The 24,880-nt window shown below is 67.2% G+C and carries 27 protein-coding genes and 1 other RNA gene; 20 read left to right on the forward strand and 8 right to left on the reverse strand.

Annotation, left to right across the window (positions count from 1 at the left end; translation table 11 throughout):
* The first annotated feature begins 2 nt into the window (after positions 1–2).
* Positions 3–749 carry a 4-hydroxy-tetrahydrodipicolinate reductase gene (gene dapB / locus ACTICP_RS03670; RefSeq protein ID WP_441889612.1) on the forward strand — a complete coding sequence of 249 codons (747 nt, stop codon included), beginning with the start codon at positions 3–5 and terminating at the stop codon, positions 747–749.
* Positions 749–1,189, forward strand: a complete 441-nt coding sequence (locus ACTICP_RS03675; protein ID WP_441889614.1) for a hypothetical protein — start codon at positions 749–751, stop codon at positions 1,187–1,189. The genes dapB and ACTICP_RS03675 overlap by 1 nt, the downstream gene beginning before the upstream one ends.
* 18 nt (positions 1,190–1,207) lie before the next feature.
* Here ACTICP_RS03675 and ACTICP_RS03680 read toward each other — a convergent pair whose 3' ends face one another.
* The 3 genes from ACTICP_RS03680 to ACTICP_RS03690 all read right to left on the reverse strand — a co-directional run bounded on the left by ACTICP_RS03680 (position 1,208) and on the right by ACTICP_RS03690 (position 2,729).
* Positions 1,208–1,633, reverse strand: coding sequence for an OsmC family peroxiredoxin (locus ACTICP_RS03680; protein WP_441889616.1), 426 nt, complete (start codon positions 1,631–1,633; stop codon positions 1,208–1,210).
* Positions 1,634–1,704: 71 nt separating this feature from the next.
* Positions 1,705–2,280: a DUF4395 domain-containing protein gene (locus tag ACTICP_RS03685; RefSeq protein ID WP_441889618.1), complete on the reverse strand. Its 576-nt coding sequence runs from the start codon at positions 2,278–2,280 to the stop codon at positions 1,705–1,707.
* Positions 2,277–2,729 (reverse strand): TlpA family protein disulfide reductase, encoded by a 453-nt coding sequence (locus ACTICP_RS03690; protein WP_441889620.1) that lies wholly within the window; start codon positions 2,727–2,729, stop codon positions 2,277–2,279. The genes ACTICP_RS03685 and ACTICP_RS03690 overlap by 4 nt, the downstream gene beginning before the upstream one ends.
* 101 nt (positions 2,730–2,830) lie before the next feature.
* On the opposite strand from ACTICP_RS03690, the gene ACTICP_RS03695 reads away from it, so the two are divergent.
* The 3 genes from ACTICP_RS03695 to ACTICP_RS03705 are packed head-to-tail and all read left to right on the forward strand — an operon-like array spanning position 2,831 to position 4,874.
* Positions 2,831–3,640 carry a thymidylate synthase gene (locus tag ACTICP_RS03695; RefSeq protein ID WP_441889622.1) on the forward strand — a complete coding sequence of 270 codons (810 nt, stop codon included), beginning with the start codon at positions 2,831–2,833 and terminating at the stop codon, positions 3,638–3,640.
* The gene (locus ACTICP_RS03700) at positions 3,637–4,113 is read left to right on the forward strand and encodes a dihydrofolate reductase (RefSeq protein ID WP_441889624.1); all 477 of its coding nucleotides are present in this window, start codon (positions 3,637–3,639) and stop codon (positions 4,111–4,113) included. Before ACTICP_RS03695 ends, ACTICP_RS03700 begins: the two co-directional genes overlap by 4 nt.
* Positions 4,113–4,874: an SDR family NAD(P)-dependent oxidoreductase gene (locus tag ACTICP_RS03705; protein WP_441889626.1), complete on the forward strand. Its 762-nt coding sequence runs from the start codon at positions 4,113–4,115 to the stop codon at positions 4,872–4,874. The genes ACTICP_RS03700 and ACTICP_RS03705 overlap by 1 nt, the downstream gene beginning before the upstream one ends.
* Before the next feature lie 13 nt (positions 4,875–4,887).
* Here ACTICP_RS03705 and ACTICP_RS03710 read toward each other — a convergent pair whose 3' ends face one another.
* Entirely contained in the window at positions 4,888–5,442 is a 555-nt protein-coding gene (locus ACTICP_RS03710; RefSeq protein WP_441889628.1) for an NUDIX domain-containing protein, read from the reverse strand.
* 56 nt (positions 5,443–5,498) lie between these two features.
* Here ACTICP_RS03710 and dapA point away from each other — a divergent pair, with 56 nt between their 5' ends.
* The 13 genes from dapA to ACTICP_RS03775 all read left to right on the forward strand — a co-directional run bounded on the left by dapA (position 5,499) and on the right by ACTICP_RS03775 (position 19,686).
* Positions 5,499–6,476, forward strand: coding sequence for a 4-hydroxy-tetrahydrodipicolinate synthase (gene dapA, locus ACTICP_RS03715; RefSeq protein ID WP_441889630.1), 978 nt, complete (start codon positions 5,499–5,501; stop codon positions 6,474–6,476).
* 79 nt (positions 6,477–6,555) lie between these two features.
* Positions 6,556–8,232: a ribonuclease J gene (locus ACTICP_RS03720; RefSeq protein ID WP_441889632.1), complete on the forward strand. Its 1,677-nt coding sequence runs from the start codon at positions 6,556–6,558 to the stop codon at positions 8,230–8,232.
* A 60-nt stretch (positions 8,233–8,292) separates the two neighbouring features.
* Positions 8,293–11,043 (forward strand): DNA translocase FtsK, encoded by a 2,751-nt coding sequence (locus tag ACTICP_RS03725; protein ID WP_441889634.1) that lies wholly within the window; start codon positions 8,293–8,295, stop codon positions 11,041–11,043.
* The gene (gene pgsA / locus ACTICP_RS03730; RefSeq protein ID WP_441889636.1) at positions 11,043–11,618 is read left to right on the forward strand and encodes a CDP-diacylglycerol--glycerol-3-phosphate 3-phosphatidyltransferase; all 576 of its coding nucleotides are present in this window, start codon (positions 11,043–11,045) and stop codon (positions 11,616–11,618) included. The genes ACTICP_RS03725 and pgsA overlap by 1 nt, the downstream gene beginning before the upstream one ends.
* Complete coding sequence (locus tag ACTICP_RS03735; RefSeq protein WP_441889638.1) at positions 11,618–12,100, forward strand: CinA family protein; 483 nt, start codon at positions 11,618–11,620, stop codon at positions 12,098–12,100. The genes pgsA and ACTICP_RS03735 overlap by 1 nt, the downstream gene beginning before the upstream one ends.
* Before the next feature lie 162 nt (positions 12,101–12,262).
* Positions 12,263–12,571, forward strand: a complete 309-nt coding sequence (locus ACTICP_RS03740; protein ID WP_175986089.1) for a helix-turn-helix domain-containing protein — start codon at positions 12,263–12,265, stop codon at positions 12,569–12,571.
* Positions 12,572–12,595: 24 nt separating this feature from the next.
* Positions 12,596–12,820: a DUF3046 domain-containing protein gene (locus ACTICP_RS03745; protein WP_441889640.1), complete on the forward strand. Its 225-nt coding sequence runs from the start codon at positions 12,596–12,598 to the stop codon at positions 12,818–12,820.
* A 253-nt stretch (positions 12,821–13,073) separates the two neighbouring features.
* Positions 13,074–14,138, forward strand: coding sequence for a recombinase RecA (gene recA, locus ACTICP_RS03750; protein WP_441889642.1), 1,065 nt, complete (start codon positions 13,074–13,076; stop codon positions 14,136–14,138).
* Positions 14,138–14,800 (forward strand): regulatory protein RecX, encoded by a 663-nt coding sequence (locus ACTICP_RS03755; protein WP_441889644.1) that lies wholly within the window; start codon positions 14,138–14,140, stop codon positions 14,798–14,800. The genes recA and ACTICP_RS03755 overlap by 1 nt, the downstream gene beginning before the upstream one ends.
* A gap of 31 nt (positions 14,801–14,831) precedes the next feature.
* Positions 14,832–16,382, forward strand: a complete 1,551-nt coding sequence (gene miaB, locus ACTICP_RS03760) for a tRNA (N6-isopentenyl adenosine(37)-C2)-methylthiotransferase MiaB (protein WP_441889646.1) — start codon at positions 14,832–14,834, stop codon at positions 16,380–16,382.
* Between the two features lie 5 nt (positions 16,383–16,387).
* Positions 16,388–17,299, forward strand: a complete 912-nt coding sequence (gene miaA, locus ACTICP_RS03765) for a tRNA (adenosine(37)-N6)-dimethylallyltransferase MiaA (RefSeq protein WP_441889648.1) — start codon at positions 16,388–16,390, stop codon at positions 17,297–17,299.
* 41 nt (positions 17,300–17,340) lie between these two features.
* Complete coding sequence (gene dapF, locus ACTICP_RS03770; RefSeq protein WP_441889650.1) at positions 17,341–18,213, forward strand: diaminopimelate epimerase; 873 nt, start codon at positions 17,341–17,343, stop codon at positions 18,211–18,213.
* A gap of 90 nt (positions 18,214–18,303) precedes the next feature.
* Entirely contained in the window at positions 18,304–19,686 is a 1,383-nt protein-coding gene (locus ACTICP_RS03775) for an LLM class flavin-dependent oxidoreductase (protein ID WP_441889652.1), read from the forward strand.
* Positions 19,687–19,699: 13 nt separating this feature from the next.
* Here the strand turns inward: ACTICP_RS03775 and ACTICP_RS03780 are convergent, their stop codons facing one another.
* Positions 19,700–20,341 carry a class I SAM-dependent methyltransferase gene (locus ACTICP_RS03780; protein ID WP_441889654.1) on the reverse strand — a complete coding sequence of 214 codons (642 nt, stop codon included), beginning with the start codon at positions 20,339–20,341 and terminating at the stop codon, positions 19,700–19,702.
* A gap of 59 nt (positions 20,342–20,400) precedes the next feature.
* Here ACTICP_RS03780 and hflX point away from each other — a divergent pair, with 59 nt between their 5' ends.
* The gene (gene hflX / locus ACTICP_RS03785) at positions 20,401–21,906 is read left to right on the forward strand and encodes a GTPase HflX (RefSeq protein ID WP_441889656.1); all 1,506 of its coding nucleotides are present in this window, start codon (positions 20,401–20,403) and stop codon (positions 21,904–21,906) included.
* A gap of 44 nt (positions 21,907–21,950) precedes the next feature.
* On the opposite strand, the gene ACTICP_RS03790 is transcribed toward hflX, so the two are convergent.
* Positions 21,951–22,613: an SIMPL domain-containing protein gene (locus tag ACTICP_RS03790; RefSeq protein ID WP_441889659.1), complete on the reverse strand. Its 663-nt coding sequence runs from the start codon at positions 22,611–22,613 to the stop codon at positions 21,951–21,953.
* 126 nt (positions 22,614–22,739) lie between these two features.
* Here ACTICP_RS03790 and ssrA point away from each other — a divergent pair.
* Positions 22,740–23,109, forward strand: a transfer-messenger RNA (tmRNA) gene (ssrA, locus tag ACTICP_RS03795).
* A 28-nt stretch (positions 23,110–23,137) separates the two neighbouring features.
* On the opposite strand, the gene ACTICP_RS03800 is transcribed toward ssrA, so the two are convergent.
* Together ACTICP_RS03800 and hisN are read right to left on the reverse strand one after the other, a co-directional pair.
* Positions 23,138–23,713 carry a hypothetical protein gene (locus ACTICP_RS03800; protein WP_441889661.1) on the reverse strand — a complete coding sequence of 192 codons (576 nt, stop codon included), beginning with the start codon at positions 23,711–23,713 and terminating at the stop codon, positions 23,138–23,140.
* Positions 23,714–23,727: 14 nt separating this feature from the next.
* The gene (hisN, locus tag ACTICP_RS03805) at positions 23,728–24,531 is read right to left on the reverse strand and encodes a histidinol-phosphatase (RefSeq protein ID WP_441889663.1); all 804 of its coding nucleotides are present in this window, start codon (positions 24,529–24,531) and stop codon (positions 23,728–23,730) included.
* Positions 24,532–24,880: the final 349 nt, after the last annotated feature.

Here is a 24,880-nt window from a genome sequence, read left to right on the forward strand (position 1 = left end):
GCATGACCAAGAAGGTGGCACTCGTCGGCGGCTCCGGCAAGCTCGGAACGATCATCGCGCAGGTGATCGACGAGTTGGACGGCTTCGAGGTCGTGCGCTCGCTCACTTCTTCCAGTGAGCTGAGCGAGCTCGACGGCGCCGACCTCGTCGTGGACGCCTCGACCCCGCAGGTGAGCGTGGATGTCGTGCGGGCCGCCGTTGAGCGCGGCATCAACGTCCTCGTCGGCACCTCCGGCTGGTCCGCAGAGCGGATCGCGCTTATGCGTCCCCTCGTCGAGGCGGCGGGTACGGGCGCCGTGTTCGTCCCGAACTTCTCGCTGGGCTCGGTGCTGGGCTCGGCGCTGGCTGCCGCTGCCGCACCGTTCTTCTCCTCGGCGGAGATCGTCGAGGCGCACCGCGACATGAAGATCGATTCGCCCAGCGGCACGGCGGTGCGCACGGCCGAGCTCATCGCGGCATCCCGATCCGAGCAGGGACCGGTCAGCGCCCCGCACGCCGATCAGCGCGCCCGCGGCCAGCAGGTCGCGAGCGTCCCCGTGCACTCGCTCCGGCGCCCCGGTGTGATCGCCCGGCAGGAAGTGATCCTGTCCGGCCCGGGCGAGTCGCTCACTATCACCCACGACACCGTGGTCTCCGCACAGGCGTATGCGCCCGGCATTCGCCTGGCAGTCCCGTTCGCCCTCGACGCCCGAGGCATCGTCGTGGGCATCGAAAACATGATCGACATCGGGATCCAGGCGCGCTCGTGATGGCACGCGTCGGCGTGATCGTCGTCGGACTCTGCCTGGTCCTCTACTTCGTCCTCACCGGTCAGTGGTCGTATCTCTACCTCACCAGCGGCGAGCCCATCGGGATCGCCATGGGCGTCGCGCTCGTCGTGCTGCCGCTGATCGGAGCCTGGGCGATGGTGCGTGAGATCCAGTTCGGCATTCAGGCCGATCGCCTGGGATCACGGTTGGATGCCGAAGGCGGCATGCCCGCCGCGGAGACGGAACTCACGCCGAGCGGCCGGCTTGCGAAGTCAGATGCCGAGCCGCTCGTGCAGCGCTACACCGCCGAGGCCGAGGCCGCTGCCGATGATTGGCGTGCCCGCTACCGGCTCGGCGTGGTTCAGGATGCTGCGGGGCGCCGCAAGGACGCCCGCGCCAGCATCCGCGATGCCATCCGGCTCGCGAAGGCCGGGACCTGACCCCGGCCGCCGCGCGGGTCAGGCGAGGGTCGCCTCGAGAGTGATCTCGATGCCGGCCAGCGCCTGTGAGACCGGGCAGCCGGTCTTGGCGCCCTCGGCGATCTCCTGGAACTTCTCCGGCGTGAGACCGGGCACGGAGGCGTTCACGTTCAGGTGGCTGCCGGTGATCCCGACGCCCGGTTTGAAGGTCACCGATGCGGTCGTGTTGACGCGCTCCGGGGGAGTGCCGTTCTCGGCCAGGGCGTTGGAGAGCGCCATGCTGAAGCATGACGAGTGGGCCGCGGCGATGAGTTCTTCCGGGGTGGTCGTCGTGTCAGAGCCTTCGTTGCGCGACTTCCAATCGATCGGGAACGTGCCGAGGTTCGACGAGGAGAAGGCGACATTGCCCGACCCCTCCATCAGGGAACCGTTCCAGGTGGTGGTGGCTTCGCTGGTGACAGGCATGTTTCCTCCAGAGTCGTGGCGGGGTGTGCGGCCAGCCTATCGACCCGGGTGCGTGCGGGGAACCGTCGTCCTCAGGCGGCGCGCGGACCCGTGCCGACGACACCGGCGCGCTGCAGCAGCAGATACATCTGGCAACCCAGACAGAAGGCGAACGCGGCGTTCAGGAATGCGGCAACGAATGCTGCTCCGGCCGCGATCGGCAGGGCGAGCGGAACGCCGATCAGATGTAGAACGAGCCCGATCGTGACGACAGCGAGACCGACGCCCTGCGCGAAGCGCGGCGGACGCGGGTCCTCGAGCTCGGTGGGTGCGGGAAGTCTGGGGCGGATGAGCCGCCGGAAGACGACGCCCCACGGTGCGGTGCGCGGCGACACGACACCCCACAGGAACAGCAGCGCGATCAGAAGCAGAGCCAGAAAGCCGCCGTCGAGGAGGCGCTGCACGATCGTCGCCTGTGTGATCGCCCAGGCTCCGCCCGGCACGAAGGCGGCATCGGCGAGCGGCTGGTATGCGAACCATCCGAAGGTTGCGGACTGCGCTGCAGACAGGCCGACCAGGCTCAGCACGAAAGCGACGAGCAGCAGCGCGGAGGTGATTGCGGCTGAGAAACGCGGTCCGCGCGGATCGATGCCTGCGGGACTGGTCATGACTGCTCCTGATTCCGGATCGTGGGCATCGATCCGTGGGGCACGGCGACGATCACGTCCTCGATCGAACGACGATCGGGCACGCCGCCCCAGCGGGACAGGACAACGCCCGCGGCGTCGATGAGGAACGTCGTCGGGGTCTGCAGCACCTGATAGCGGGAAGCGAGATCTCTGCGGTTCGTGAGATCGACCTCGACGTGCCCGATTCCGCGGTCCGTCGCGATGTCGCCCAGAAGTCGACGCACCTGCGGGCACCGTGCGCAGAGCTCGGTGCTGAACTGCACGAGCGTCACGGATGGGGTCAGCGTGCCCCCGGGGAGGTCGCCGGCCAGAACCCGCACCGTTCCTCCCGAACGCCGCCGACCGTCCTGCGCGCGGAGTATGACTCCGGCCGCGACCGCGAGCAGAACGACGGCGCCGACGATCAGCAGGGCGGCGGAGAAGGGCATCCTCGAAGGATAGAGCGTTGGTGCGCCGCGCGGCTCGGATATGACAACGGATGACGGCGATGCCCGCCTCGACACGGCGCTGGCCGGGTATCGTGTCAGGCATGAGCGCAGCCGTCCCCACGCCGTACGAAGATCTGCTCCGCGACGTGCTGGAGCACGGCACCCGAAAGGATGACCGAACCGGCACCGGGACGACCAGTGTTTTCGGCCGCCAGCTCCGGTTCGACCTGTCTCAGGGGTTCCCGCTGATCACGACGAAGCGCGTGCACTTCAAATCGATCGCGTACGAGTTGCTCTGGTTCCTGCGGGGAGATTCGAACGTGACGTGGCTGCAGGACAACGGCGTCACCATCTGGGACGAGTGGGCTGACGCCGACGGCGACCTCGGCCCGGTCTACGGCGTGCAGTGGCGGTCATGGCCGACTCCTGATGGCGGACACATCGATCAGCTCGCCCAGGTCATCGAGCAGATCACCGCGACCCCCGATTCGCGGCGGCTGATCGTCTCGGCCTGGAACCCCGCCGATATCCCCGACATGGCGCTCGCCCCCTGTCACGCGCTGTTCCAGTTCTACGTCGCCGACGGCCGGCTGTCGTGCCAGCTCTATCAGCGCAGCGCCGACATGTTCCTCGGCGTGCCGTTCAACATCGCCAGCTACGCGCTGCTGACGATGATGATCGCGCAGCAGGCCGGGCTCGAGCCGGGTGACTTCGTGTGGACCGGCGGCGACTGCCACATCTACGACAACCACGTCGACCAGGTGCGCGAGCAACTGACGCGCGACCCGTATCCCTACCCGACGCTGCGATTCGCGCGCACGCCCGAGTCGATCTTCGACTACGAGTTCGCGGACTTCGTCGTCGAGGACTACCAGCACCATCCGGCCATCCGCGCGGCGGTCGCCGTATGACGTGGGTCGGCCTGATCTGGGCCGAGGCCGCCGGCGGTGTCATCGGCGCCGAGGGCGGTATGCCCTGGCACGTGCCCGAGGACCTTGCGCACTTCAAGGAGATCACCCTCACAGCTCCCGTGGTGATGGGCCGCAAGACCTGGGACTCGCTCCCGGAGCGGTTCCGTCCGCTGCCCGGCCGCGAGAACATCGTCATCACGCGGAAGCAGGACTGGGAGGCTGAGGGGGCGCGCCGCGCGCCCGATCTGCCCACCGCCGTTCGCGGTCTGGAGCAGGTGTGGATCATCGGCGGCGCCGAGATCTTCGCGCAGGTGATCGGCGAGGCCGACCGCCTCGAGGTCACCGAGCTCGACCTCGAGGTCGCCGGTGATGCCTACGCCCCGTCCAAGGACGGGTGGCGTCTGGTGGATGAGGGCGGGTGGCAGACCTCGCGCACCGGCATCCGCTATCGGTTCCTCGGGTACGAGCGCTGATGCCCACCGCTCTGATCACCGGCGCGAGTGCGGGGCTCGGCGAGGAGTTCGCCCGTCAGCTCGCCGAGCGCGGGGCAGATCTGGTGCTCGTCGCACGATTCGAAGAACCGCTCGAGGCGCTGGCTGACACGCTGCGCGATGCCTACGGCATCGCCGTCGAGGTGCTCGTCGCGGATCTCGTCACCGACAGCGGCGTGGCGACCGTGGTGGCACGGATCGTCGACGCGCAGCATCCGATCGATCTGCTCGTCAACAACGCCGGGTTCGGTCTGCCGCTGCACTTCGCCGACAACGACATCGACGACGAGGTGCGCCATCTGCGCATCCACGTCGAGGCGCCGATGCGGCTCATGCACGCGGCGCTGAGGGCCATGCGCGGTCGCGGAGGGCGGATCGTGAACGTGGCATCCGTGGCCGGATTCATCTCGCGCTCGACGTACTCGGCGTGCAAGCAGTGGCTGATCGGCTTCAGCCGGTGGGCGAACGCCGAATACGCGGCGGACGGCGTCAGCGTCACCGCGGTGTGCCCCGGCTTCACGCACACCACGTTCCACGAACGGATGGGGCTGGCTCCCGGTCACGAGGGCATCCCCGCGATCGGTTGGCTGAACGCGCCGGATGTCGTGCGCGAGGGGCTGCGGGATGCTGCACGCGGGAAGGCCGTGTCGGTTCCGTCACTGCGCTACAAGCTCGTCGTCGCCCTGACACGGGTGCTGCCGCCGTCGCTCACCGCCCGTGCCGCCCGACGCGGACGCGTCTGAGCACAGCCGGCGTTCAACGGAATCGACCGAGATGGATGCCGGCGTACGCCAGCGCGGCCACGGTCTCGCCGTCGCGGATACGGCCGTCCGCCACCATGTCGAGCACCTCCGCGAACGGGACCCAGGCGACGTCCTCGATGCCCTCGTCGTCATGTAGGGGTTGTGGATGAAGGTCGCCTGATTCATCGGCCGCACGGAGGCCGCGGGCGACGAAGACGTGTTCGGGAGCGATCGTGACGCCGTTGAGCGCGTTCATCGTTCCGATCGCCGCCCACTTCTCGGCCAGCATCCCGGTCTCTTCCAGCAGCTCGCGCTGCGCGGCGACCAGCGGTTCTTCACCGTCGCTGCCGCCGGCCGGCACTTCGGTCGAGCGGCCGGTCGTGTATCTGTCGAGCGTGACCAGGCACACCCTGTCGTCGTCGTCCAGCGCGACGATGAACACGGCGGGATGGCGCATGGTGATGACGCCGTAGATGCCGTCGCCGGCCGGACCGGTCACGGCATCCTCTCGAACGGAGATCCAGGGATTCTCGTAGACAACGCGCGAATCGTTGGTCTGCCAGGTCATGAACGCGAGCCTATCCGGGGGAGCTCTGCGCGGGTCGGAACCGATACGCTGGGAGCATGACGCACTCGGGCAATCCTTTCGGGCAGGTTCTCGTTGCGCTCGTCACCCCGATGACGGCCGACGGCGAGGTCGACTGGGCCGCCACCGAGAAGCACCTCGATGACGTCATCACCGCCGGTGCGGACGGCATCGTCGTCACCGGAACGACGGGGGAGACCTCGACCCTCACCGACCCCGAGAAGCTCAAGCTCGTCGAGGTCGGCAAGTCGGTCGCCGCCGGGCGCGCCAAGATCATCACCGGGGGCGGGTCCAATGAGACCGCCCACGCCATCGAACTGTACAAGGCCAGTGAGAAGGCCGGCGCCGACGGCATCATGATCGTCACGCCGTACTACAACAAGCCGACGCAGGCCGGCATCCTCACCCACTTCCGTATGGTCGCCGATGCCACCGATCTGCCGGTGATCCTGTACGACATCCCCGGTCGCACGGGCGTGCCCATCAAATACGAGACGATCCTGCGGCTCGCGAAGCACCCCAACATCCTGGCGGTCAAGGACGCGAAGGGTGACTTCAGTGAGGTCAGCCGTGTGCTGAACCAGACCGATCTCATGTACTTCTCCGGCGATGACTCGAACGCGCTGCCACACCTCGCGATCGGCGCGACCGGACTCATCGGCGTGACCGCGAACATCACGGCGACCCCCTACCGCACGATGGTGGATGCCGTGAACCGCGGCGACCTCACCGCAGCGACGGCCGCGCACAAGCGCCTCGAGCCGCTCGTGCGCGCCACCATGACCCACGTGCCGGGCACCGTCTCGGTGAAGTACATCTTGCACGGCCTCGGCCGCATCTCCAGCCCCCGCGTCCGCCTGCCCCTCGTGGGACCGGAGGAGTGGGAAGCCGCACTCATCGAAGACGAACTCGCCCTGGTCGCCGGTGTGTCCGGCGCCGATTTCTCGAACTTCCGCCCCGACCGCAACGCGGCCGCGGGCGGTGCGCTGCCGAAGGTGCACGGCACCACCCGCTGACACCATGCGCTGATACGACGGGCGCAGAGCGCGCCCACAGCAACACGGGCACCGAACGTGCTCGACTGAGGAGACATGAATGTCCATTCCCATCGCCGCCCCTGAACAGCTCGCGGAGGGAACGCTCCGCGTCGTCCCGCTCGGCGGCCTCGGCGAGGTCGGCCGCAACATGACCACTTTCGAGTTCGACGGCAAGATCCTCATCGTCGACTGCGGTGTGCTCTTCCCCGAGGACCACCAGCCCGGCGTCGACCTGATCCTGCCCGACTTCGAGCCCATCAAAGACCGCCTCGACGACATCGTCGGCGTCGTGCTCACCCACGGCCACGAGGACCACATCGGTGCCGTGCCGTATCTGCTGCGCCTGAAGAGCGACATTCCGCTGATCGGCTCTGGGCTCACCCTCGCGCTCGTCGAAGCGAAGCTCAAGGAGCATCGCATCAAGCCGTACACGCTCACGGTGAAAGAAGGGCAGCGCGAGACAGTCGGACCCTTCGACCTCGAGTTCGTTGCGGTGAACCACTCGATCCCCGACGCTCTGGCCGTCGCCATCCGCACCCCGGCCGGCCTCGTGCTCGCCACGGGCGACTTCAAGATGGACCAGCTGCCGCTGGACGGCCGCATCACCGACCTACGTGCCTTCTCGCGCCTCGGCGAGGAAGGCGTCGACCTCTTCCTCGTCGACTCCACGAACGCAGACGTGCCCGGCTTCACGCCGACGGAGCGCTCGATCGGCCCGGTGCTCGATCAGGTGATCGCGAAGGCACCGCGACGAGTGATCGTCGCCAGCTTCTCCAGCCACGTGCACCGTGTTCAGCAGGTGCTGGATGCCGCGCACGCCAATGGACGCCGCGTTGCCCTGCTCGGTCGCAGCATGGTGCGCAACATGACGATCGCCGCCGATCTCGGGTACCTCAAGGTACCCGAGAACGTGCTGATCGACTACAAGAAGGCCCGCGACCTGCCAGACGAGAAGATCGTCTACATGTCCACCGGTTCTCAGGGCGAGCCGATGGCCGTGCTCAGCCGTATGGCGAACCTCGACCACGCGATCGAGGTCGGTGAGGGCGACACGGTGATCCTCGCGTCCAGCCTCATCCCCGGCAACGAGAACGCTGTGTACCGCGTGATCGACGGGCTCACCAAACTCGGTGCGAACGTCGTGCACAAGGCCAATGCGAAGGTGCACGTCTCCGGTCACGCCGCGGCCGGCGAGCTGATCTACTGCTACAACATCCTGAAGCCCGCGAACGTCCTGCCCGTGCACGGCGAGTACCGCCACCTCATGGCGAACGCGAAGCTCGCGCAGGAGACCGGCATCCCTGCCGAGAACACATTCCTCGCCTCGAACGGCACGATCCTCGATCTCAAGGACGGTCAGGCGCGCGTCGCCGGCCAGTACGACATCGGATTCGTCTACGTCGACGGGTCGACCGTGGGCGAGATCACCGACGCCGACCTCAAGGACCGCCGCATCCTCGGCGAAGAGGGTTTCGTCTCGATCATCGTCGTGGTCGACGCCGCCACAGGCCGGATCATCACCGGCCCCGAGATCCACGCGCGCGGCATCGCCGAGGACGATTCGGTGTTCGACGACGTGGTACCCAAGATCGTCGCCGCACTGAAGGAGGCATCGGGCAACGGCGTCCGCGACACGCACGCGCTCTCGCAGGTCGTGCGGCGTACGATCGGTCGCTGGGTCAACCAGAAGCTGCGTCGTCGCCCGATGATCGTACCGCTCGTCATCGAGGCCTGAATCGGCGCGAAAGCCGCGTCATTACGCGGCGGTGTCGCTGGCCGAACGTAGTCTGTGAGTATGGCCAGGAGCACCACGAAGACCTCACGCGCGTCCGAGAAGACGTCCTCGCGTGCGAAGGCGCAGACGGCCCCCACGAAGAAGATTCCGGCGGCGCCGAAGAAGTACATCGACGACCTCGACAGGCCGCCGCTGGCGGTGCGCGCCTGGGTCGGGCTGGCGCACGGCGTCGGCGGGCTTTTCCGCGCCTTCGGGCCGGAGGCGCTCGAGAAGGACCAGCGACGAGACGGATTCCCGTTCCTGCTGGTCATCCTCGCCTGCCTCGGCGCGGTCGATGAGTGGTTCTTCATCGGCAACGAGGTCGCGCAGAACATCAGCGCGTTCACGGTCGGCGGTCTGATCGGGCGCACAGCGTTCCTCATGCCGGTGCTGCTGCTGATCCTCGCCGGCTGGCTGTTCCGGCATCCGTCGTCGGTGCACGACAACGGCCGGATCGGGATCGGGTTCGGCCTGTTCGTCGTCTCGATCGCGGGCATCTGCCACGTCGCGGGCGGCCAGCCGGAGCCTCGTGAGGGCATGCCCGCGCTCAGCACCGCCGGCGGTCTCTTCGGATGGATGCTGGGCCAGCCACTGACGTACCTGACCGACATCGTCGCCTACATCGTGCTGGGACTGCTCGCAGCGCTCAGCCTGCTCATCATCACCAAGACGCCGCCGAACAAGATCGGCTCGCGCCTGGGAGACCTGTACGCCTGGATGTTCGGCGCCGAGCGCGTGAAGCCCGAGCCGGACGCGACCGCCGACGATGCCGCCGCGGATGCTGCGGACGATTCGCTGCCGTGGTGGCGTCGCAACAAGAGCGGTCGCGAAGAGGATCCTGACGAGGGGATCGGCTCGCAGGACCTCACCGAGCTGCTCACGCCCTCCGGAAACTCCACCGAGAACACTGCCTTCGATCAAGCCGTCATCGTCGCCGATCCGTCAGACGCGGCGACCGAGGTTCTGACCGATGTCGAAGGCGTCATGGCTGGCCTCGCCGGGCGTGGGAGTACGGCGCTGCTCGACGACTCCAACGGCACGGGTGAGCAGCCCGAGCTGCCGGGGCTCTCCGGCTTCGGCACCGACGGCCCGGGGGAGCGAGGCTTGCAGGCACCGAGTGCGCCGTACGTGCTGCCCTCCACCACGGTGCTGCGGGAGGGGCCGCCGCCGGTCACCCGCTCGGATGCCACGGATCGCGTCATCGAGCAGATCTCGGGCGTGTTCGCACAGTTCAAGGTCGATGCGAAGGTCACCGGCTTCTCGCGTGGCCCGACGGTGACGCAGTACGAGGTCGAGGTCGGCCACGGCGTCAAGGTCGAGAAGATCACCCAGCTGAGCAACAACATCTCCTATGCGGTGGCCTCCAACGACGTGCGCATCCTCTCGCCGATCCCGGGCAAGAGCGCGATCGGGATCGAGATCCCCAACGCAGACAAAGAGATGGTGGCGCTCGGTGACGTGCTGCGCTCGACCGCTGCCCAGAAGAGCACACACCCGCTGACGATCGGGGTCGGCAAGGACGTCGGCGGCAGCATCGTGGTCGCCAACCTCGCCAAGATGCCGCACCTGCTCGTGGCGGGTTCGACGGGTTCCGGTAAGTCGAGCTTCGTGAACTCGATGATCACCAGTCTGCTCATGCGGGCCCGTCCGGCAGACGTGCGCATGGTCCTCATCGACCCGAAGCGCGTCGAGCTCACCAGCTATTCCGGTGTGCCGCATCTGATCACGCCCATCATCACCAACCCCAAGAAGGCGGCCGAGGCGCTCCAGTGGGTGGTGAAGGAGATGGACATGCGGTACGACGATCTCGCGTCGTTCGGCTTCCGTCACATCGACGATTTCAACAAGGCCGTGCGCGCCGGTGAGATCGAGCTCCCGGCCGGCAGCGAGCGCGTGCTCAAGCCGTACCCGTATCTGCTGGTCGTCGTCGACGAGCTCGCAGACCTCATGATGGTCGCCCCGCGCGACGTCGAGGACTCGATCGTGCGCATCACGCAGCTCGCCCGCGCCTCCGGCATCCATCTGGTGCTGGCGACGCAGCGTCCGTCCGTCGACGTCGTCACCGGTCTGATCAAGGCCAACGTGCCGTCTCGTCTCGCGTTCGCCGTGACGAGCGTCACAGACAGTCGCGTCATCCTCGACGCCCCCGGCGCCGACAAACTCATCGGTCAGGGTGACGCCCTGTTCTCGCCGATGGGTACGTCCAAGCCGTTCCGGCTGCAGGGCGCGTGGGTCGAAGAGAGCGAGATCGACGCGGTCGTCAAGCACGTCACCGCACAGGCGCGTCCGGAGTACCGCGCCGATGTGCAGGAGGCGATGGATCCGGCGAAGAAGAAGGAAGTCGACGAGGACATCGGCGACGACCTCGAGGTGCTGCTGGCGGCCGCCGAGCTCATCGTCTCATCGCAGTTCGGATCGACCTCGATGCTGCAGCGCAAGCTCCGCGTCGGATTCGCCAAGGCGGGGCGCCTGATGGATCTGCTCGAGTCCCGTGAGATCGTCGGGCCGTCCGAGGGATCGAAGGCACGCGACGTGCTCGTCACCTCCGAACAGTTGCCAGCCGTGATGGCGAAGCTCCGCGGGGAGGACACTCCCGCGGCACCGGCACCGGCACCGGCACCGGCACCGGCACCGGCACCGGCACCGGCACCCGCCGCTCCGGCCTCGGTCGACTACGGCCGCGATCCGATCGAGGCGCAGTTCGACGGGATGCCGGTTGCAGACGACGGCGAGGGCGACGAAGACGCCTGGGGTCTGACGGGCCGCGACTGATGGCGATTCCGCGGCAACTGCCGAACGCGATCACGATCGCCCGCATCCCGCTCGCCGTCGTGTTCTTCGTGCTGCTGCTGTTGGGCGGCCCCTACGGCGATGGCCATCTCGGCATCCGCTGGATCGCCGGGGCACTGTTCGTCTTCGCGATCTCCACCGACTGGGTGGACGGCTACTTGGCCCGCAGGTACGACATCGTCAGCGATTTCGGCAAGCTGTGGGATCCGATCGCCGACAAGCTCCTCACCGGCGCCGGCTTCGTCGGCCTGGCGATCCTCGGCGAATGGCCATGGTGGGTCGTCATCGTCATCCTCATCCGCGAGTGGGGGATCACGCTGCACCGATTCGCGGTGGCCAGCAGCCATATCGTCGCCGCCGCATGGATGGGGAAGCTCAAGACCGCGTTCCAGGGTGTGGCGCTGGGCTGGTGGCTGCTGCCGCTGCATCAGGTGATCGGCATGGATTGGTGGACCGGCGTCGGCATCGTGCTCATGTACGCCACGCTCGTGCTCACCGTCGCCAGCGGCATCGACTACGTGATCTCGCAGGTGCGCGGATCGCGGACTGACCGGTGATGAGCGCGGCCGCCCGTCTCGTCGCGGCGCTGACCGCGCGCGGGTGGACGCTCGGCGTGGCCGAGTCGCTGACCGGGGGAGCGCTGGCCGCCGAGATCGTGGCCGTTCCCGGCGCATCGGCGACCCTGCTCGGCGCTGTGGTCGCGTACGCCACGCCGGTGAAGGCGAGCCTGCTGGGGGTCGATAAGGCGCTGCTCGACGAGCACGGCCCTGTGCACGCCGACGTCGCCGCACAGATGGCCTCTGGCGTGCGAACCGCGGTGCGCGTCGACGAACGGCCCGCCGACGTCGGCATCTCGACGACGGGCGTCGCCGGGCCGGACACTCCCGACGGGCACCCGGTCGGCACTGTTCACATCGGCGTCGCGACACCCGACGGTGTGCGCACGAGCGTCTTCCGCTTCGATGGAGACCGTGCCGCGGTGCGATCACAGTCCGTCGAAGCGGCCCTCAACGCCGCACTCGCCGCGCTCGGGGAATAGCGGCGGGCGAGGGTGCGTTGTCACCGATGTGTCGCATTCAGCAACCGTGTCATTCCCAACCAAACCACAGCGTGAAACGGTAGCGTTCTCCTCAGGGAGTCGCGTTAGACTGGCGATTCGTTCGGAGGAGACTCCGAATCGGAGAACGGAGAGGAGGTTCCGATGATTCTTGTACGACAGGAAATCGGCGATGTGCTGAGGGACTTCCGCCTGCAGAAGGGCCGCACGCTTCGGCAGGTCGCGAGCAAGGCTTCGGTCGCGCTCGGTTATCTCAGCGAAGTCGAACGCGGTCAGAAAGAAGCCTCTAGCGAGATCCTCGCCTCCGTCGCCGAAGCTCTCGACGTGCCGATCTCCCGGATCATGCGCGAAGTGGGCGACCGGATCTCCGTCCTCGAGGGGATCCAGGTTTTCCCCGATGTGGTTCCCGACGACCTCGTCGCCTCGGTGGAACCCGAGCTGTCGCTCCACTGACGATCCTACGGATTCAGCGAGCGGATGCGACGAAGCGAGTTCCTTCGCGCGGTCGAAGATGAGTTCGGGCCGCGTTCGGTTGCGTTGATGAACGATCTCGTGCTCGGACCGGTCGGAAACCGCACCGCCACTGACGCGCTCGATGCGGGCGTCGCCCCGCGCGATATCTGGCAGGCGCTGTGCGCCGAGACCGATGTCCCGCCTGAACGGCGCTACGGGGTCGGGCGTCTGGAGCCCCGTCGACGCTGAGCATGACCCGGCACCGTCGGGTGCGCATTCGGCGTGTCGTCGAATATGTGTTCGAAGTGCGCGTATCGTTCTGCACAAGTGGTTTCGAGGTGCCTGTCGTCCACCGTTCCTGGAGATTCCGACTCGATGTCGGAGGTTCCTCGTACGGTGAAAACAGGCCGAGAAGCCATACGCCTTGTCGGAGAGTCCACCCCAGCCGGGGCGGCCGCGACAGCCTACAGGCGGCACCACGCGAACACATGAGGAGCACGTCATGCCAACAACCGCAGACCGCGAGAAGTCTCTGGAATCAGCTCTCGCGCAGATTGATCGTCAGTTCGGAAAGGGCTCGGTCATGCGACTGGGCAGCGACGAGCGCGCCCCCGTCGCCGTCATCCCGACGGGCTCCATCGCCCTCGACGTCGCCCTCGGCGTCGGTGGGCTGCCGCGTGGACGCATCGTCGAGATCTACGGGCCGGAGTCGTCGGGTAAGACGACTCTGACGCTGCACGCCATCGCCAACGCACAGCGTGCCGGCGGAATCGCGGCGTTCGTCGACGCCGAGCACGCACTGGACCCCGAGTACGCCAAGAAGCTCGGCGTCGACATCGACGCGCTGCTGGTGTCGCAGCCCGACACCGGTGAGCAGGCGCTCGAGATCGCCGACATGCTCGTTCGCTCCGGCGCCATCGACCTCATCGTCATCGACTCCGTCGCCGCCCTCGTGCCGCGCGCTGAGATCGAGGGCGAGATGGGTGATTCGCACGTCGGACTCCAGGCCCGCCTCATGTCGCAGGCGCTGCGCAAGCTCACCGGTGGCCTCAACCAGACCGGTACGACGATGATCTTCATCAACCAGCTCCGCGAGAAGATCGGTGTGTTCTTCGGTTCTCCCGAGACGACCGCCGGTGGAAAGGCGCTGAAGTTCTACGCGTCGGTCCGCATGGACATCCGACGCATCGAAACGCTCAAGGACGGTACGGATGCGGTCGGTAACCGTACTCGCGTCAAGGTCGTCAAGAACAAGATGGCTCCACCGTTCAAGCAGGCCGAGTTCGACATCCTCTACGGCGTCGGCATCTCCCGCGAGGGCAGCCTGATCGACTTCGGCGTCGAACACAGCATCGTCAAGAAATCGGGTTCCTGGTACACCTACGACGGCGACCAGCTCGGGCAGGGCAAGGAGAACGCGCGCAACTTCCTCATCAACAACCCCGACGTCGCGCTGACGATCGAGACGCAGATCAAGCAGAAGCTCGGCATCGGCGGGGCTGCGGCACCCGAAGCTGTCGCCGCTCCCGCTGAGTCCGACGAGCTGGCCCAGCGCCGCCCGGCCTGATGACTCAGATGCACGGTGATGGGGGCGAGGAGCGCCTCGCCCCCATCACCCCGCTCTTCGGTGACCGGGTCGTCCGCGCGAGTGAACTGGCCCGCGAACCGGAAGGTGGGCCCGTCGACCGGACGCCCGCGCCCGAGCATCCGGTGGTCGAACCGGATGACGGCGCCCAGCGGGCAGAAGAGGCTCTGGTGCGCAAGCTCCGGGCCCGGTCGCTCTCTGTCTCCGAAGCCCGGCAGGTTCTTCGGCGTCAGGAGCTCGCTTCGACCGACATCGAGGACGTGATCGACAGATTCTGCGAACGCGGCTATCTCGATGACGCCCTGCTGGCAGAGCACCTCGTGCTCTCCGGTGTGGAGCGAAAGGGACAGGGGCGCGTGGCGCTCTCTCGTGCCCTCGCTCAGCGCGGCATCCCGCGGGACGTGATCGACACCGCCCTCGGAGATCTCCCCGATGACGATGCCGAGCGGGCCCTGGAGTTCGCGCGGAGCAAGGCCCGTTCGCTGTCGCGCCTCGATTTCGAGACGGCGCTGCGCCGGTTGATGGGGCAACTCGCACGTCGCGGATACGGCGGTGCGGTCGCGGCGAATGCGGCGCGCACAGCGCTCACGGAACCATCTCCGGGCGGCCTGGGGCCGGGCGTGCGGTTCGTCGACTCGGACTGAGGGCAGAATCCGCTCGTAGAATGGGATCACCATGACTATTCCCCGCAGCGATCCGACGATCATCTCGGCGTCCTCCGCAGCCGTCGACGCCGACGGCCACCAGCGGACGTATGAGGTGCGCACTTTCGGGTGCCAGATGAACGTGCACGACTCCGAGCGCCTCTCCGGCTCACTCGAGAGCGCCGGATACATCCGCGCTGACGCCGGCGCCGAAGCCGACGTCGTCATCATCAACACCTGCGCCGTTCGCGACAACGCCGCCGGCAAGCTCTACGGCACGCTCGGGCACCTCGCCTCGGTGAAGCGTCGCAAGGAGGGCATGCAGATCGCCGTCGGCGGTTGCCTCGCCCAGATGGACAAGGACGCCGTGCTCGACAAGGCGCCGTGGGTCGACGTGGTCTTCGGAACGCACAACATGGGGTCCCTGCCCGGCCTCCTCGAGCGCGCTAAGCACAACGGCGATGCCGAACTCGAGATCCTCGAATCCCTCGAGGTGTTCCCCTCGACTCTTCCGACCAAACGCGATTCCGCGCACAGCGGGTGGGTGTCGATCTCGGTCGGCTGCAACAACACGTGCACCTTCTGCATCGTTCCGAGCCTGCGCGGCAAGGAGAAGGACCGTCGCCCCGGCGACATCCTCAACGAGATCCGGCTGCTCGTCGACGACGGCGCGATCGAGGTGACTCTGCTCGGCCAGAACGTGAACTCCTACGGGGTCGAGTTCGGTGACCGTCAGGCCTTCAGCAAGCTGCTGCGTGCCGCCGGTCAGATCGAAGGACTCGAGCGAGTCCGTTTCACCAGCCCGCACCCGGCCGCGTTCACCGATGACGTCATCGACGCGATGGCAGAGACCCCGTCGGTCATGCCGCAGCTGCACATGCCACTGCAGTCCGGCAGCGACCGCATCCTCAAGGCGATGCGCCGCTCCTACCGCAGTTCGAAATTCCTCGGCATCCTCGACCGCGTGCGCGAGCGCATGCCGTTCGCGGCGATCACCACCGACATCATCGTCGGATTCCCCGGCGAGACCGACGAGGATTTCGAAGACACCATGCGCGTGGTCGAGCAGGCACGCTTCGCCAGTGCGTTCACATTCCAGTACTCGATCCGCGAGGGCACGCCGGCGGCGACCATGGAGGATCAGGTTCCGAAGGCGGTCGTGCAGGAGCGCTACAACCGGCTGATCGCCCTCCAGGAGCGCATCTCGCTCGAAGAGAACCAGAAGCAGGTCGGCCGCGAGGTCGAGGCGCTCGTCTCCGTCGGCGAGGGCAAGAAGGATGCCGCGACGCACCGTCTCACCGGTCGTGCCGAGGACAACCGTCTTGTTCACTTCGAGGTGACCGCGGGGTCGGAGCTGCCGCGTCCGGGCGATGTCGTCACCGTGACGATCACGCACGGTGCGCCGTTCCACCTTCTGGCCGACGACCCGACCGGTGCGCCACTGCGCATCCGCCGCACCCGTGGCGGCGACGCCTGGGATCGTGCGCAGGCCGAGTCGTGCGCCGTGCCGGCACCCGCGGGAGACGCCGGTGCACCGCGTGCCGTCTCGCTGGGACTGCCCACGCTCCGCGTTGGTGTCTGACCGGCGTGTCTGACCGGCGCCTCTGGGCGATCGTCGGCGCCACCGGCACGGGCAAGAGTGACCTCGCGCTGAACCTCGCTGAGGCGCTGCGTGAACGCGGCAATCCGGCCGAGATCGTGAACGTCGATGCCATGCAGTTGTACCGGGGCATGGATATCGGCACCGCCAAACTGCCCGTCGCCGAACGGCGCGGCATCCCTCACCACCTGCTCAACGTCCGCGACGTCACCGATGATGCCGCCGTCGCCTGGTACCAGCCGCTCGCTCGTACCGCCATCGAAGACATCCACAGCAGAGGCGGTGACGCGATCCTCGTCGGTGGTTCGGGACTGTACGCGTCGAGCGTGCTCTTCGACTTCCGATTCCCGCCGCGTGACCAGGCGGTGCGCGAGCGTCTGGAGCGCGAGCTCGAAACTCTCGGAGCGGCCGCCCTGTTCGCCCGGCTGCGCGAGAGAGATGCCGACACAGCCGCTCGTGTGGATCCGAAGAACGGTCGCCGCGTCGTCCGGGCGCTCGAAGTGCTCGAACAGGGGGCGCAGACGCACGGGGCGGTCCTTCCCGATCAACCGCAGCTGTGGCACGCGCCCACCCGCATCCTCGGAATGCACGTCGATCGTCCCGAGCTCGTCGAACGCCTCGACCGCCGCGTCGACCGGATGTGGGCGCACGGCATGCTCGAGGAGGCGGCCCGGCTGCGTGACCAGGGGATCGAGCGGGGTACGACCGCGCCGCGCGCGATCGGTTACGCCCAGGCGCTGGCGCAGTTGGCGGGGGAGAAGACCGAAGCGGAAGCCATCGCCGAGACGCAGGCGCTCACGCGCCGTTACGCGAGACGTCAGGTGTCGTGGTTCAAGCGGTACCCCGGCATCGAATGGCTCTCGCCGATGGCGGACCCTCGCGTCATCCTGGCGGAATGACGACCGTGCTCTCGGCCGCCCGTGCTCTCTAGACTGGACACATGGTCGCATTCACCAAGGGACACGGCACCGGCAACGACTTCGTGATCATCGCCGACCCCGACGGCGAGCTCGACCTCACGGCCGAGCAGGTGGCGGCACTCTGCGACCGCCACTTCGGGATCGGCGCCGACGGCGTACTCAGAGTGGTGCGCTCGCGTGCGCTCCCCGAGGGTGCCGCGAGCCTCGCCGAGGAGCCGGCCGCCGAGTGGTTCATGGACTACCGCAATGCCGACGGATCGATCGCCGAGATGTGCGGGAACGGCGTGCGGGTGTTCGCGCACTACCTCGTCCGTGCCGGCCTCGCGACGATCGAAGCAGGCTCCACGCTTCCGGTCGGCACCCGTGCCGGCGTTCGCGACGTCACCAGCAGCGCCAACGGCTACCAGGTCGACCTCGGTCGCTGGCGACTGTCCGGCCACGACCCGCTGGCCAAGGCGCGGGGGCTCGATGTGGCCCGACCCGGGCTCGGGATCGATGTCGGCAACCCGCATGTCGTCGTCGCCCTGGCATCCGACGACGAGCTCGCGAGCCTCGAGCTGGAGTACATTCCCGAGCTGGACCCCGACCCTGAGGCTGGGGCGAACGTCGAGTTCGTCGTCCCCGGCGAGCCGCTCGTGCGCGACGGCATCGGGCACGTCACGATGCGCGTGTTCGAACGCGGCGTGGGCGAGACCCTGAGCTGCGGCACCGGGGTCGCGGCCACCGCCCTCGCCGTGCGCTACTGGGCGGGCGACCGTGCGCCGGACAACTGGCGCGTCGAGGTTCCTGGCGGCACGCTCGGCGTGCGCATGTTCCCCGCCGAAGACGGCGAGCACGTCGCGCTCTCCGGACCGGCGCAGCTCGTATTCAGCGGTACCGTCGACCTCATCTGAACACCGACGCGGCAGCACGCGATGCGCGAATGCGTCGTCGCATGACGCGCGATGCGGCATCGGACCTCGTGATGGTTCACGATGGTGCGCATGAGCAAGCAGATCCGCTTCAATGCCTTCGATATGAACTGCGTCGCCCACCAGTCCTCGGGAATGTGGCGGCACCCCCTCGATCAGTCAGCGCGCTACACGCAGCTCGGTTACTGGACAGAGCTCGCCCAGCTGCTCGAACGCGGGCACTTCGACGGGCTGTTCATCGCGGATGTGCTCGGAACCTACGACGTCTACGGCGACTCGAATGAGGCGGCCATCCGGCACGGCGCGCAGGTGCCGGTCAACGACCCGATGCTGCTCGTCAGCGCGATGGCGGCGGTCACCGAGCATCTCGGGTTCGGGGTGACCGCGGGCACCGCGTACGAGCATCCCTACCCGTTCGCCCGACGCATGACGACCCTGGACCACCTCACGAACGGCCGGGTCGGCTGGAACGTCGTCACCGGCTACCTGCCGTCGGCAGCGCGCAATATGGGGCACGACGACCAGCTCGAGCACGACCAGCGCTACGACGTCGCCGATGAGTACCTCGAAGTCACGTACAAGCTGTGGGAGGGCTCTTGGGAGGACGACGCAGTCATCCGCGACCGCGAGTCCGGGGTGTTCACGGACCCCGCGAAGGTGCACGAGATCGGCCATTACGGCGAGCACTTCACTGTTCCCGGCATCCACATCTCCGAGCCTTCGCCGCAGCGGACACCGGTGATCTATCAGGCCGGCGCGTCGCCGCGCGGCGTCGCCTTCGCAGCGGGCAACGCCGAGGCGATCTTCATCGCCGCACCCACCAAGACCGTGCTGGCAGGCACCGTCAAGCGCATCCGCGACGCTCTCGAAGCCGCCGGGCGCGACCGCCACTCCGCGAAGATCTACACGCTGCTGACGATCATCACCGATGAGACGAGCGAGAAGGCGCAGGCCAAGTACGAGGACTACCTGCAGTACGCCAGCGATGAGGGTGCCCTCGTGTTCATGTCGGGCTGGATGGGCATCGACCTGTCGCAGTTCGACCTCGACGAGCCGCTCGGCAACGTCAAGAGCAATGCCATCCAGTCGACGGTGGCGAACTTCCAGCAGGCCGACGACGATGGCAGAGAGTGGAAGGTGCGAGACATCGCCCGACTCGGCAACATCGGCGGCCTCGGCCCCCGCGTGGTCGGCTCGCCCGAAGAGGTCGCCGACTTCCTGCAGGAGTGGGTCGAAGAGGCGGATGTCGACGGATTCAACCTCGCCTACGCGATCACTCCCGGCACCTTCGAGGATGTCGTCGAGTTCATCGTGCCCGAGCTGCAGCGTCGCGGCGTGTACCAGACCGAGTACGTGCCGGGCACGCTCCGGCACAAGTTGCACGGTCGCGGTGACCGGCTGCCCGCCGAGCACCGCGGTGCGAGCTTCAGCCTGCGCAGCGGAGCCCGGGTCTGATCAGGGCTCTCGCTCAGACGACGTCGATCGGCTCGGTCGGCGGGGTGCCGTGCCGTCGCACCCGGAGCACCCGGTAGCCCTTGCCCGTCGAGCTGCGGAACACGCTGTAGCCGGTGGTGAAGGTCGCCGCCAGCCAGCGCTGCAGCGAATCGGCGCCCAGATTGCGCTGGACGACCAGCCAGGCGTCGCTGCGCTCGTCGAGCCGCGGGATCCACTGTTCGAGCATGTCGTGCAGCACGTTCTTGCCCACGCGGATCGGCGGGTTCGAGCGGATCGTGCGGAACACGATCTCATCGGGAACATCATCCGGCTGCACGGCGTTGATATTGGTGAGGCCGTGAGCCTCGGCATTGCGCCGTACGAGATCGAGCGCCCGCTCGTTCACATCCACCGCCCACACGGTGGCGTGCGGTGAGGCCAGGGCCATGGTGAGGCTGATGGGTCCCCATCCACTCCCGAGGTCGAGGAAGTGACCGCCGGGCGGCAGGGGAGGCATGCCTGCGAGCAGAACTCCGGTTCCGGCATCCATCCGGTCCGGACTGAACACACCGGCGGCGGTGGTGACCTCGAGGTCACGGCCGGCGAGGGTGACGCGGATGGTCCGCAGGTTCTCCGCACTCGCCGGAGCCGCAGAGAAGTAGTGATCGGACCCCATACGGCGAGCGTACCGGACGGGCGGGTTAAGGTTAATACGCCCGATACAGAAGGCAGAGGATGACGAAGACCACAGAAGACACCCAGAGCGACGAGACCCTCGACCGCGTGCTGGCCAGCGCAGAGAAGCGCACCGAGGCGCGGGTGTTCGGCGCAGCACAGGCGCTGCAGCCCACGGATTCCGCCGGTTTCGGCGATCGGGACGGGGACCAATGGGATCGTGAGGACCGTCACGCGCTGCGTCGCGTCGCCGGGCTCTCCACCGAGCTCGAGGACGTCACCGAGGTCGAATACCGCCAACTGCGGCTGGAGAACGTCGTCCTGGTCGGCGTCTATCCCCAGGGTGCGCAGACCGATGCCGAGAACTCGCTGCGTGAACTCGCCGCACTCGCTGAGACGGCCGGAGCGGTCGTGCTCGATGGCGTGCTGCAGCGGCGCCCGCATCCTGATCCGGCGACCTACTTGGGCCGCGGCAAAGCGCAGGAGCTGAAGGACCTCGTCGCTGCGACCGGTGCCGACACCGTGATCGCCGACGCCGAACTCGCACCCAGTCAACGCCGCGCACTCGAGGACGTGGTCAAGGTCAAGGTGATCGACCGGACGACCGTCATCCTCGACATCTTCAGCCAGCATGCCAAGAGCCGTGAGGGCAAGGCGCAGGTCGAGCTCGCACAGCTCGAGTACCTGCTGCCGCGCCTGCGCGGCTGGGGTGACTCGATGAGCCGTCAGGCCGGTGGCCAGGTCGGTGCCGGTGGCGCCGGTATGGGGTCGCGCGGTCCCGGTGAGACGAAGATCGAGCTGGATCGGCGCCGGATCCGCACCCGGATGGCGCTGCTGCGCCGCCAGATCCGCGACTTCGCACCGGCCCGTGACGCCAAACGCGCCGAGCGCAAGCGCAACACCATCCCGTCGGTCGCGATCGCCGGGTACACGAACGCCGGAAAGTCCAGTCTGCTCAATGCGCTCACCAGCGCCGGTGTGCTCGTCGAGAACGCGCTCTTCGCTACGCTGGATGCCACGGTGCGCCGCTCTGCGACTGACGACGGCCGCGTCTACACGCTCACCGACACGGTCGGGTTCGTGCGAGATCTTCCGCACCAGCTCGTCGAAGCGTTCCGCTCGACGCTCGAAGAGGTCGCCGATGCCGACATCGTGCTGCACGTGGTCGACGGATCCCACCCCGATCCGGCCGGACAGCTGCAGACCGTGCGAGACGTGATGGGAGACGTCGGCGCGCGCGATCTGCCCGAGATCGTGGTGTTCAACAAGGCCGACCTCATCGCTGATGACGATCGTCTGGTGCTGCAGGGGCTCGAGCCGAAGGCGCATTTCGTGTCGTCGCGCTCCGGCGAGGGCATCGACGGTCTGCGCGCGGCGATCGATGTGGCACTGCCGATGCCCGCGGTCGAGGTTCACGCGCTGGTGCCGTACGACCGCGGCGACCTGATCGCGGCGGTGCACGAGACCGGCATCCTGAAATCGGCCGAGCACGGCGAGCAGGGCACCGAGATCCACGCGCATGTGTCGGAGCGCCTGGCGGCAGACCTCGCGCCGTTCGCGCACTGATCACGCGTCGCCTCGCGAGGAGTGCGCGAGGTAGCCGCGTCCGCTCAGTGTGCGGTGAAACGCGCCTCGACGGTCGCGGAGACGACGATGTCCTCGGGTTCGTATTCCATGGCTGGCGCGGTATCCGCGGCCGCGAACGCGAACCCGCGCGCCCGCATCATCTGCGGAGCGGGTGCCGCGTCGTGCGAGATGAGTCCGGTGTCGGCGATCTCCAGCGGTGTCACGGTGCCCAGGCCGAGTGCCGCGGCATAGGCCTGGGCGCGCTGAACGGCGACCTCGACTGCCGAGGAAGCGACCTCGCGCTCGGTATCTGCCCGGGTCTGCGGCGTCAGGTGCCAGTTCACCCAGCCGACCTCGACGCCGTCCCACGCCGAGATCTCAGAGACCCAGATCGACAGCTCGGATGCCTCGACGAAGGTCGCACTGAGCTCGATGCTGGCGCGATAAACGGGAGCGAGCTGCTTGCCGTCGCTGTTCCACGGCCGCTCGGCGCGGACGGAAAGGCGCTTGCTGTTCCATTCGAAGACCGTGCCGGCATCCTGTCTTTCGGTGATGCTCGTGCGCACCGGCTCAGCGAGGCGCATCGCACGGTCGACCACGGCTGAGCGCTCGGGGCCTTCGGCCCGTACGGTGATGTGGATCGTGGCGCGCTCGGGCGCGATGCGCGCTTCGTTCTCGCCGCGTACGGTGATGGTGACATCGCTCATGGCTGCGACTCTACGCCAGGAATGGCGCGGGCTTCGGATACGTTGTAATCTGTGATGCTCGGGTGCTTCGGCATTCGGCGTGACAAATCCACAGAGTGACAGCGGTTCCTTCGAGAGAAGACACACGGGGCTGATCGGTTTCGACAGTGCTTGTGAATTCACGTGAAGCGGGCCGAGGATGCAGGGTTATCTCGTGAACGCTCCCTGCAAAACAATAGTTGCCGAAACAAAGCGCAACGACTTCGCCCTCGCTGCATAAGCGAGCCCGATAGTCCGTCAGACCGTATGTGATTCCGATACGGACCCTGGCGTCATCTAGGAATCTTGCTGTGTGACGGCGTCTGGACGTCACACGGGACTCTTCCCAGGCTGGGCTCGTCGACTTAGGTGTCTGTGACAAAGGTCGGAGCCGAGCAGAACGTCTGCACAGACTGCGCCCGGAGAAGCCGTGGATACTCAGCGTTGGACGGGGGTTCGATTCCCCCCAGCTCCACAAAGCCGCTGTCACTGTGGATTGACCCTGATCAGGGCTGCTTGATGAGCACCAGACTCTGCTTGGTGTCGGCGAGGGTGACCCAGCCGTCGCCGAATTCATAGGTCATGCCGTAACCCGATTCGTCTACCGCGATCGCGAATGCGGGATCTTCGGTGATGAACGTGTGCCCTTCCTCATCGACCCGTAGCCAGCCGTCGGACAGGAGCTTCTGCTGTGCGGATGTGGACTCGGCGTGACTGATCGGAGCCCAACCGAAGAGCTGCACATGGTCGGAAGCGACCGTATAGTCGCCCCAGACGCAATGGATCCCGCCGTCGACGACGTCGGCGCCGATCCGGAACTCCTGCTCTTCATGGGTCCAGTCGTGCTCTTCGAAGATCGCGATGGTGTTCGGACCGATGATGGTCTCGCAGGTCGGCTCCGCGGCCGGCTCCTCGTCAGCGGCACCGGTCTCGACCGGTGCCGGTTCCGGCGGCGGCTCTGATGCGGATTCCGTCGGGGAGGGCGCCGCGGTCGGGGCGGCGTCGGTCTCGGCCGCACAGCCGGTGAGCGCAATGAGGAGCGCTGCCGACGTGAGCGCGAAAGCGGGGAGACGGCTGTTCATCGGGGCCTTCCGGATCAGTCGTTGTCGTGGGTGAGTGCGAGGAACGCGTCGTGCAGATGCCCATTGGTTGCGAGTACTGAGCGCTCAGAGATGCTGTCGGTTCCGTCGAAGGAGGTGAATACACCGCCGGCTTCGCGCACGATCGGCACGGCGGCGGCGACGTCGTACTCCTTGACACCGAACTCGGCGACCATCTCGAGCCGTCCCTCGGCGAGCATCATGTACGCGTACACATCGCCGTATGCACGGTCGCGCCACACTCGATCGGCGACGCGCAGCAGGGCAGGCAGCTGACCGGCATCCGCCCACTGGGTGATGCTCTGGAAACTGACCGCGGCGTCGTCGAGCGATGCGACCGGCGAGGTCTCGAGGCGCCGGGATCCGGTGTGCGTCGCCGTCCAAGCGCCGGCCCCTGTGGATCCCCACCAGCGCCGCCCGAGGGCGGGCATGCTGACGACGCCGACGACGGGGACGCCGTCGACCGCGAGGGCGATCATCGTGCCCCACAGCGGGATGCCGCGCATGAAGTTCGCGGTGCCGTCGATCGGGTCGATGATCCACTGCCGCTGAGCGTCGCCCTCGACGCCGAACTCTTCGCCGAAGATCCCGTCCGATGGCCGCTCCTCGGCCAGGATGGCTCGGAGAGCGCGCTCCGTGGCGAGGTCGGCGTCTGTGACGTGCGACCGATCATCCTTGGTCGAGATCTCGAGGTCACTGGCGTCGAAGCGCGGGAGCGACTCGGAGTCGGCGGCGTCAGCCAGCGTGAGGGCCAGTTCGAGATCGGAAGCGATTCCGGTGGCAACGGGGGATACGGTCACATTCTCAGGATACTGGGCACCGGGGAAATACATGACCGTTGCCGGGAAGCAGAAAAGCCCCGGATCACTGGCGAGAGTGCTCCGAGGCTTATCCGTGCGCCCCCCGGGACTCGAACCCGGAACCCATTGATTCTTCTGAGGGGTAATCAGGCGTAATCGTCCGTTATCGCGCGAGTGCACAAATGCTGGAAATCCCAGCTCAAAAGCCGAATTTCGGAAATCAACCATTACGCATAATCACGGACCTTCTCAAACCCATCCTGACTCAATCCTGACTGAATCCTGACCAGCCATGCGGCGAGCGCAGCAGCGTTAGCGCGGACTGTGAGTAAGTATGTGGATATCTAGC

This window comes from Microbacterium sp., from assembly GCF_052102115.1.
Taxonomy (GTDB): domain Bacteria; phylum Actinomycetota; class Actinomycetes; order Actinomycetales; family Microbacteriaceae; genus Microbacterium.

What these genes read in the sequence shown, in the direction of transcription:
- ACTICP_RS03695 (WP_441889622.1), top strand. Translation starts at nt 2,831, where the DNA reads ATGAGCGCAGCCGTCCCCACGCCGTACGAAGATCTGCTCCGCGACGTG.
- ACTICP_RS03745 (WP_441889640.1), top strand. Translation starts at nt 12,596, where the DNA reads ATGCGACGAAGCGAGTTCCTTCGCGCGGTCGAAGATGAGTTCGGGCCG.
- ACTICP_RS03780 (WP_441889654.1), bottom strand. Translation starts at nt 20,341, where the DNA reads ATGGGGTCCGATCACTACTTCTCTGCGGCTCCGGCGAGTGCGGAGAAC.
- recA (WP_441889642.1), top strand. Translation starts at nt 13,074, where the DNA reads ATGCCAACAACCGCAGACCGCGAGAAGTCTCTGGAATCAGCTCTCGCG.
- ACTICP_RS03755 (WP_441889644.1), top strand. Translation starts at nt 14,138, where the DNA reads ATGACTCAGATGCACGGTGATGGGGGCGAGGAGCGCCTCGCCCCCATC.
- pgsA (WP_441889636.1), top strand. Translation starts at nt 11,043, where the DNA reads ATGGCGATTCCGCGGCAACTGCCGAACGCGATCACGATCGCCCGCATC.
- ACTICP_RS03800 (WP_441889661.1), bottom strand. Translation starts at nt 23,713, where the DNA reads ATGAACAGCCGTCTCCCCGCTTTCGCGCTCACGTCGGCAGCGCTCCTC.
- ACTICP_RS03705 (WP_441889626.1), top strand. Translation starts at nt 4,113, where the DNA reads ATGCCCACCGCTCTGATCACCGGCGCGAGTGCGGGGCTCGGCGAGGAG.
- ACTICP_RS03685 (WP_441889618.1), bottom strand. Translation starts at nt 2,280, where the DNA reads ATGACCAGTCCCGCAGGCATCGATCCGCGCGGACCGCGTTTCTCAGCC.
- miaB (WP_441889646.1), top strand. Translation starts at nt 14,832, where the DNA reads ATGACTATTCCCCGCAGCGATCCGACGATCATCTCGGCGTCCTCCGCA.
- ACTICP_RS03775 (WP_441889652.1), top strand. Translation starts at nt 18,304, where the DNA reads ATGAGCAAGCAGATCCGCTTCAATGCCTTCGATATGAACTGCGTCGCC.
- dapF (WP_441889650.1), top strand. Translation starts at nt 17,341, where the DNA reads ATGGTCGCATTCACCAAGGGACACGGCACCGGCAACGACTTCGTGATC.
- ACTICP_RS03700 (WP_441889624.1), top strand. Translation starts at nt 3,637, where the DNA reads ATGACGTGGGTCGGCCTGATCTGGGCCGAGGCCGCCGGCGGTGTCATC.
- ACTICP_RS03790 (WP_441889659.1), bottom strand. Translation starts at nt 22,613, where the DNA reads ATGAGCGATGTCACCATCACCGTACGCGGCGAGAACGAAGCGCGCATC.
- dapA (WP_441889630.1), top strand. Translation starts at nt 5,499, where the DNA reads ATGACGCACTCGGGCAATCCTTTCGGGCAGGTTCTCGTTGCGCTCGTC.
- ACTICP_RS03725 (WP_441889634.1), top strand. Translation starts at nt 8,293, where the DNA reads ATGGCCAGGAGCACCACGAAGACCTCACGCGCGTCCGAGAAGACGTCC.
- ACTICP_RS03720 (WP_441889632.1), top strand. Translation starts at nt 6,556, where the DNA reads ATGTCCATTCCCATCGCCGCCCCTGAACAGCTCGCGGAGGGAACGCTC.
- dapB (WP_441889612.1), top strand. Translation starts at nt 3, where the DNA reads ATGACCAAGAAGGTGGCACTCGTCGGCGGCTCCGGCAAGCTCGGAACG.
- ACTICP_RS03740 (WP_175986089.1), top strand. Translation starts at nt 12,263, where the DNA reads ATGATTCTTGTACGACAGGAAATCGGCGATGTGCTGAGGGACTTCCGC.
- ACTICP_RS03690 (WP_441889620.1), bottom strand. Translation starts at nt 2,729, where the DNA reads ATGCCCTTCTCCGCCGCCCTGCTGATCGTCGGCGCCGTCGTTCTGCTC.
- ACTICP_RS03735 (WP_441889638.1), top strand. Translation starts at nt 11,618, where the DNA reads ATGAGCGCGGCCGCCCGTCTCGTCGCGGCGCTGACCGCGCGCGGGTGG.
- ACTICP_RS03680 (WP_441889616.1), bottom strand. Translation starts at nt 1,633, where the DNA reads ATGCCTGTCACCAGCGAAGCCACCACCACCTGGAACGGTTCCCTGATG.
- hflX (WP_441889656.1), top strand. Translation starts at nt 20,401, where the DNA reads ATGACGAAGACCACAGAAGACACCCAGAGCGACGAGACCCTCGACCGC.
- ACTICP_RS03675 (WP_441889614.1), top strand. Translation starts at nt 749, where the DNA reads ATGGCACGCGTCGGCGTGATCGTCGTCGGACTCTGCCTGGTCCTCTAC.
- ACTICP_RS03710 (WP_441889628.1), bottom strand. Translation starts at nt 5,442, where the DNA reads ATGACCTGGCAGACCAACGATTCGCGCGTTGTCTACGAGAATCCCTGG.